This window comes from Rhodothermales bacterium, assembly GCA_040221055.1.
GTDB lineage: Bacteria > Bacteroidota > Rhodothermia > Rhodothermales > UBA10348 > 1-14-0-65-60-17.
Genome location: JAVJVN010000016.1, coordinates 118,321 through 126,187 on the forward strand (window position 1 = coordinate 118,321; position 7,867 = coordinate 126,187).

General features: G+C 60.5%; 6 protein-coding genes. All 6 read left to right on the forward strand.

Annotation, left to right across the window (positions count from 1 at the left end; genetic code table 11):
- The first annotated feature begins 2 nt into the window (after positions 1-2).
- Positions 3-1,454 carry a DEAD/DEAH box helicase gene (locus tag RIE53_10900; protein ID MEQ9105193.1) on the forward strand — a complete coding sequence of 484 codons (1,452 nt, stop codon included), beginning with the start codon at positions 3-5 and terminating at the stop codon, positions 1,452-1,454.
- Positions 1,454-2,389 carry a ChaN family lipoprotein gene (locus tag RIE53_10905; GenBank protein ID MEQ9105194.1) on the forward strand — a complete coding sequence of 312 codons (936 nt, stop codon included), beginning with the start codon at positions 1,454-1,456 and terminating at the stop codon, positions 2,387-2,389. Before RIE53_10900 ends, RIE53_10905 begins: the two co-directional genes overlap by 1 nt.
- A gap of 57 nt (positions 2,390-2,446) precedes the next feature.
- On the forward strand, positions 2,447-2,722 hold the full coding sequence (locus tag RIE53_10910; GenBank protein ID MEQ9105195.1) for a hypothetical protein: 276 nt from the start codon (positions 2,447-2,449) through the stop codon (positions 2,720-2,722).
- Between the two features lie 62 nt (positions 2,723-2,784).
- A complete protein-coding gene (htpG, locus tag RIE53_10915; GenBank protein MEQ9105196.1) occupies positions 2,785-4,668 on the forward strand; it encodes a molecular chaperone HtpG in 1,884 nt (627 codons plus the stop codon).
- A gap of 68 nt (positions 4,669-4,736) precedes the next feature.
- Positions 4,737-7,622 carry a TonB-dependent receptor gene (locus tag RIE53_10920; GenBank protein MEQ9105197.1) on the forward strand — a complete coding sequence of 962 codons (2,886 nt, stop codon included), beginning with the start codon at positions 4,737-4,739 and terminating at the stop codon, positions 7,620-7,622.
- A gap of 26 nt (positions 7,623-7,648) precedes the next feature.
- Positions 7,649-7,867 (forward strand): hypothetical protein (locus RIE53_10925; protein ID MEQ9105198.1); only part of this gene is annotated, 219 nt, incomplete at its 3' end.

Sequence of the window (7,867 nt, forward strand, 5' to 3'; positions counted from 1 at the left end):
CGATGTCAGCAAACAAATACACGCAGGTCATCGACCTGACCTCACGCGCCCAGGCAGAGCGGGTGGCGGAAAGCGCCAAGAAGGCGTTGGAAACGGACGAAAAGGACGTTCCCGAAATTGAAATCAAGGACCTGCCGGAGCGCATCCGTCAGGCGGTGGAAGCCGCCGGCTGGACGTCCCTCATGCCGGTGCAGTCGCAGGCCATCCCGTATCTCCTGGAAGGACGCGACCTGATCGTGCAATCCCGGACGGGATCGGGCAAGACCGGCGCATTCCTGCTGCCGCTCTTCGATATCCTGACCAACGGGGACCGCGGCGCACGCGTCCTCATCCTGTCGCCCACGCGTGAGTTGGCCGGGCAGATCTACAAGGAGTTCGAACGCATTCGGGGGACGCAGGACATTCCGGGCGTGGTCATTTACGGCGGTGTGGCCTACGAGCCGCAGATCAAGGCCCTGAAGGACGGGGCGCAGATTGTCATCGGAACACCGGGCCGGATCCTGGACCACATCCAGCGGGGCAACCTGCGCCTGGATGACCTGCAGGTCCTGGTGTTCGACGAGGCCGACGAAATGCTGTCCATGGGTTTCTACCCCGACATGCAACGGTTGAAGCGGTACCTGCCCAAAGAGCGCCAGTCGGCCATGTTCAGCGCCACCATTCCGCCGCGGGTGCGGAACCTGTCGGAGGAATTCCTGAACAACCCGGCATTCCTGGCGCTCTCGACCGGGAATGTAAGTGTGGATGCCATTGACCATCGCGTGTACAAGGTCGATGCCATGATGAAGGACCGGGTGCTCGCGCGCTTGATTGAGCTCGAGAATCCGGAAAGTGCCATCATCTTTGCCAACACCAAGCGCGAAGTCGAGTACGTGGGCACCTTCCTGAAGAACTACGGATACGATGCGGACAGCATTTCCGGGGACCTGTCGCAGGCGGCCCGCGAGAAGGTCATGCAGAAGATCCGCGACAACCGGTTGCGCTTCCTGGTCGCGACCGACGTGGCCGCACGCGGCATTGACATCTCCGACCTGAGCCACGTGTTCATGTACGATGTCCCGCAGGACCAGGAGTATTACGTGCATCGTGCGGGTCGTACCGCGCGCGCCGGAAAAACCGGTACCGCCATTGTCTTGACGACCATAGACGACCACCGCAAACTGCTGGCCATCGGCCAGCGCTACAGCATTCCCATGACACAGCACAACGTTCCGAGCGAGGAAGATGTCCAGCAACGCGTGACCGAGCGCCTCACGGTTCTGCTCGAGTCCATGTACCGCGACCGCAGCAACCTGGAAAAGGAGCGGCTGACGCGGTTCCGCACGCTGGCCGAGGAATTGGCCAACGAAGAGCCGGAGTTGCTGGCCATGCTGCTGGACAAGGCCTACCACGAGAGCCTGCACCAGGTGTCGGACGAGAAGGGTGGTCGCGGCAAAGACCGGAGACGGGACTGATGTCGGCGCTCTCCTTGTTGGTGGGGCTGCCCCTGTTCGGCGGGGTTCCAGCCAGCGCTTCGGCGGCGTTTGTGGCCCCCGCCGACACCGTCGAGGTTACGGTCGACCACTACCGCGTCTACACCTCCGATGGAACGCCTGCGACATTCGATGACATTGTGGCGGCCATTCCGATGGTAGACGTGGTGTTCGTGGGCGAGCATCACAACGATCCCGTGGCCCATGCCGTGGAGCGCTGGGTGCTCGAAGCCGCCCACGCCGCGTCGGACAACCGACCGGCTGCGCTGTCCCTGGAAATGATTGCCCGGGACGAACAGTACATCCTGGACGAATACCTGGCGGGCCACATTTCCGAGTCGCATTTCCGCTCCAGTACGAACCCCTGGACCAACTACGAGCAGGATTACCGTCCGCTCGTCGAGTTCGCCCGCGAGAACGGGCTGCGTGTGGTTGCCGCGAACGCCCCCCGGCGCTACGCCAACCTGGTGACGCGCAAGGGCCGTGAAGCCTTGCTCGAGCTCAGTGATCACGCCCGGACGCATATCGCTCCCCTGCCGTACGGGCAGCCGTCCGAACGGTATCGGGCCCAATGGGATGCGGTGATGGGCGATGCCGCCGACGCGGACAATCCCATGCACGGGATGATGGAAAACATGCTCCAGGCCCAGGCCCTGTGGGATGCGACGATGGCCTACTCCATCGCCGAGCATCTCATGCGCCACCCGGGCAGCCGTGTCGTGCACATGGTCGGGGGATTCCACTCGGAAACCGGCACCGGCACCCCTGAACACCTGGCGGCCTACCGTCCGGGTACGCAGACGCTCATCCTGTCGGTGCAGCCGGTTGCGGACATTTCGGCGTTTGACCCCGAAGAACACGCCGGCCTGGGGGATTTCGTCATCCTGGCCGACGAGTCCCTTCCGCGTTCATATTAGGGCTTAAGTTCGGTATGCGGCGTGTCGATACTTCCTGTGCACATAGACGGGAAGAACATGCGTTTACCAATCGACGAATACCAATTGGCCGGCTTCATGGCCGGCGAACTGTCGCAGTCCGAACGGGCGACGGTCACCAGTGCCCTGTTGCGCGACAAGGATCTCCGGGAATGGCTGCACATGGCCACCGAGGCCCTGTCGGCTGCTGAACGGAACGCTGACGACAACCCGCTGCTGCACGCCCTGCCCCGCATGCAACCGTCGCGTCCCGGCATCCGCCGCGAGGATCGCCACGCGGTGCCGGCTCCCAGTCGTTCGCGCCGGACGGGCTGAACCGGCCGCCGTTTCGGGCGTTCCTATGGGCTGAAAAATGTCCAAAATGAACGGCCCGAACCATGTCCGCCACTGATTCCACTCCCACCGGGGCAGAAGCACCCGAAACCCAGACGTTCGAATACCGCGCCGAGATGAAGCAGCTGCTTCATCTCATTGTGCATTCCCTCTACACGCACGAAGAGATCTTCCTGCGCGAGTTGATCTCGAACGCATCGGATGCGCTCAACAAGGCCCGTTTCCGCCTGTTGACCGACCGCACCATCGTGGACGCCGACGCCGAGCGGCGCATTGATATCGCGCTCGACGAAAAGGCCAACACCCTGGCCATCACCGATACCGGGATCGGAATGACACGCGAGGATCTGATTTCCCGGATTGGCACGGTGGCCAGCAGCGGTACGCTTGAGTTCGTACAGGAACTCAAGAAGCAGGATGGTCCGGTGGATGCGCAGCTCATTGGCCAGTTCGGCGTTGGATTCTACTCGGCATTCATGGTCGCCGACCGCGTGGTTATCGATACGCGAAGCGCAGACCCGGATGCCGAAGCCGTCCGCTGGGAGTCGGACGGGGGTGGTCAGTACACCATCGAGGCCAGTGACCGTACGGCACGCGGGACCACCATTACGCTCCACCTCAAAAAGGAGAAGGAGGAGTTCGCCAAGTCGTGGCGCATCCAGCAGATCATCAAGAAGTATTCGAATTTTGTCGATTTCCCCATCTTCGTAGACGACGAGAAGGTGAACACCGTCAGTGCGCTCTGGCACAAGCCCAAGAGCGAACTGAAGGACGAGGAGCTGAAGGAATTCTACCAGTTCATTTCCGGCAACTACGACGACCCGATGGGGCACCTGCATCTGAGCCTGGAGGGTGTGGTGAGTTTCCGCTCGCTGCTCTTCGTGCCGTCGAAGGCGCCGCAGGGCATGTACCGCGAGGATTTCGAACACGGTCTGCACCTGTATTCCAGCAATGTGTTCATCCAGGACGACTGCAAGGCGCTGCTTCCGGAATACCTGCGGTTCGTGAAGGGCGTGGTGGACACGGAGGACCTGCCGCTGAATGTGTCCCGCGAGGTGACACAGCACAGTCCGGTCATGGCCAGGATCCGCAAGACGCTGGTCTCCAAGATCCTGGGCATGCTCGGCGAATGGGCGGCCGACGACAAGGACCGCTTCGCCTCGTTCATGCGGGAATTCGGCCCGCTGTTCAAGAGCGGCCTGTCCACGGATTTTGAGCACCGGGACGAGCTCATCGAACTCATCCGATTCGAGTCGACCGCGACCGAAGCGGGATCGCTGTGCTCGCTGGCTGAGTACGTGGACCGGATGAAAGAGGGCCAGAAGGAAATCTACTACGTGTTGGGAGACAACAGGAAAGCGGCGGAACGCAATCCCAGCCTGGAGTATTTCCGGGCCAACGACATCGAAGTCCTGCTCATGACCGAGCCCGTGGATGCCTTCATTGTACCCGGCATCCCGAAGTACAAGGACCACGAGCTGGTGTCGGTGGAGAAGTCCGACCTGAAGCTGGACAAGAAGAAAGCCAAGGACAAGGGCGATCTGTCCAAGTCGGACGCCAAGAAGCTGATTGAGCGCTTCAAGTCGGTGCTCGGTGACCGCGTCGAAGACGTGCGCGTGTCGGACCGGCTGGTGGATTCGGCGGCAACGCTCGTGACCGGTTCGAGCGGCATGGATGCCCAGATGGAGCGTATGATGCGCATGATGGACGAGAACTTCCAGTCGGCCAAGAAGGTGCTCGAGATCAATACCGGGCACGCCCTTATCCGGAATCTGGCCGCGCTCCGCGAGCAGCCGGGGAAGGAGGAACTGGTGGAGCAGGCTGTCGAGCAATTGTTCGAGGGCGCCTGCCTGCTGGACGGTTCGCTGGACAGCCCCCAGGACTTCGTTGCCCGCATGACGCGCATGATGGAGCGGGCGACGGGTTAATACTGGAGTAACACACCGGAAGTACTCTTGCCGATGGAGCCAAAACCATCGCAACAAGAGATACTTCCATGGACACAGGATTCAGCTGGAGAAAAGCGGCAACGGCCGTTTTTCTTGCTGTTTTTCTCGTTCCGTCGCTTTGCAGCCAAGCGAATGCGCAGACAGGAACGCTCGTAGGCACCGTCATTGACGGTGAGTACGGAGACGAATTGATCGGAGCCAACGTCCTCCTTGAGGGGACCATGATCGGGACATCCACCGGTCTCGACGGGACCTATCGGGTCACCAGTATCCCACCGGGTACCTACTCCGTCAAATTTTCATTTATCGGCTATCAGACCCTGACCGTGTCGGGCGTCGAGATCCTGCCGGGCGACATTACCCGGGTCGATGCCACGCTCGCCCCGGAGGCGTTCATGCTCGAGGGCGATGTGGTCGTCGAGGCCCGGGCCATCCGGGACAACGAAGCCACGCTGCTCAAGGACCGCCAGAAGGCCATCGCCGTGAGCGACGCCATCAGTGCGGAAATGATGGCGCAGTCAGGTGTGTCGGATGCCGCTGGCGCCATGTCCCGTGTTACGGGAGCGTCCGTTCAGGACTCCAAGTACGTGATCGTGCGTGGTCTGGGCGGACGTTACGGCAATGCACAGCTCAACGGCGCGTCACTTCCGAGTGCGGATCCCGACAAGAACGCCACGCAGCTGGACCTTTTCCCGACCGGATTGCTCGACAACATCGTCACGACGAAGACGTTTACACCGGACAAGCCGGGCAACTTCTCTGGCGGCAGCGTGGACGTCCGGACAAAGAATTTCCCGGACCAGCTGTTGTTCAAGGTGACGACCTCCACCGCGTACAACTCGAACGTGTCCGGACGGAACGACCTGATCCTCGGCCAACGGTCCACCACGGATTGGCGGGGTTTTGATGACGGTCTTCGCGACCTGCCTGAAATGTTGACGGCGGACGATCTGGAGATTCCGCGCGCCACTCAGGCACGCTCCAATGAGGAACTCGCCACGATACTCGATACGTACTCGCGTTCGTTCCAGACGTCCATGGTTCCGGTTCGCCAAGATGCGTTCATGGACCAATCATACAGCGTGACATTCGGCAACCAGACGTCATTATTCGGTCGGCGTCTGGGATTCGTTGCGAGTGGGAGCTACGGGCGGGGTTTCTCGTCCATTGCTGACGGCCGGACGGCGCAATACAACCGTGCGGATCCGAACGTCGAGAGCCTGAATGCCGACTATGACCTGGTCGACAACAACGGGAAAGAAGAGGTTTCCTGGTCGGGGATGGGCAGTCTCGCTTACAAGATTCACCCGCTGCATGAGATCAGTCTTCAGGCCATGCGTTCGCAGGTGACGGATCATGAGGGACGTATCCAACAGGGCGTGTTTCCGAAGAACTCCCCGGAAACGGTCACCTTTGAGACCTTTTCGGTCCGATTCACGGAACGGTTTGTGACTTCACTCCAGGCGCGTGGAGAGCATGTGTTGGCGCCCATCGGCAACCTGAAGGCAGACTGGCTGGTCTCGATGACCAACACGGAACAGGATGAGCCCGACCTTCGCTTCTTCTTCGACCAGTTCATAGAACGCACGCCTGGTGATCCCGACTCCAGGATTTACGACCTCGTGCTGGGTTCCTCCAATGCCAGCCCACCTACGCGGCTCTTCCGGTCGATGTCCGAAGAGAACCAGGAAATGGCTTTCAACCTGGAGTTGCCGTTCAAGCTGGGATCCCGGAGTGCCAGCGTGAAGTCCGGAGTGGCTCGGCTCCAGAAGGACCGGGCGTTCCGTGAGCGGAAGTTCGACTATGTCAGCGGAGTCAACTCGTTCTCCGCGTTCAATGGGAATATCGCGGAGTACTTTGGTCCGGAGAATGTCGGGATCGTCGGAACGGATCACCGGGGCCGGTATCAGTTCGGCAATACCATCCGTGACAACTCCATCCGTGCCAATAACTTCGACGGCGATCAGACCACCGCGGCCCTGTATTTGATGGCCGATGTACCGGTAACGCGTCGCATTCGTGTAATCGGGGGCGTACGAGTCGAGGATTCGGATATGGAGATCGTGAGCTTTGACTCCACCAAAGCTCCTGGCACGTTGGACAACCGGGACTGGCTGCCGTCGGTGAATGTGGTTTACGGACTCGGAGAGAATATGAACGTCCGTGCAGCCGTGACGCGGACCCTGGCTCGTCCCACGTTCCGTGAGAAAGCACCGTTTTCTGCCTTCGACTTTGCGGGTGGTCGCGTGACGGCCGGCAATCCGGAATTGCAGCGGTCCCTCATTTCCAATTATGACCTCCGCTGGGAGTGGTTCTTGCGTCCAGGCGAACTGGTGTCCGTCAGCGGATTCTACAAGTACATCCAGGACCCCATTGAGCGGGTCATCGTCTCGAACAACAACCAGGAGACCTTCCAGAACGTGGGTCGCGCCGAGATCCTGGGTGCCGAATTCGAGGCACGGAAGCGCCTGGACTTCATCTGGAGGCACCTCGCCAACGTCATGGTGAGTGCCAATCTCGCAGTCATCGACTCCGATACGGACGTCCCCCAGCGCGAGAAAGACTTCGCCACGGGCTTCGAGATCGGCGATGAGCGCCCATTCCAGGGCCAAGCCGAATTCGTGTTCAACACCGTTCTGTCCTGGGATGTACCGAAACACGCCATGTCGACCTCCCTCAGCTTCAACCGTCTGGGCCGACAACTTTCCAGTGTATCCATCGGCGGGACACCCAACATTTTCGAGTATGGACGCAACGACCTGAACGCGACGTTCTCGAAAACCTTCATCGGCAATGTCACCGTGTCGGTGGCCGTCAAGAACCTGCTTGACGACGACTACCTCACGGCCTACGAACTGGGTGGTGAACGCTACACGGCCACCCGCTACCGGCTCGGACGCACCTATTCCATCGGGGTGTCCTACGGACTTTGAAACCATCCCATCCCAAAGCAAGGAACATGAAAAAGACAGTACTGATTTTGATGACCCTGATTGTGGCGTTTGGCATTCTGCCGGTCGCTGCCCAGCAGGTCACAGTGACGGACGCCTCGATTACGGGCGACACGTTCTGGACGGCCGACACGGAATACATCCTGAACGGCAACGTGTACGTGGAAGACGGCGAGACGCTGACGATTGAGGCCGGTACGGTCATCAAGGCGCTCGCCACGCCAACG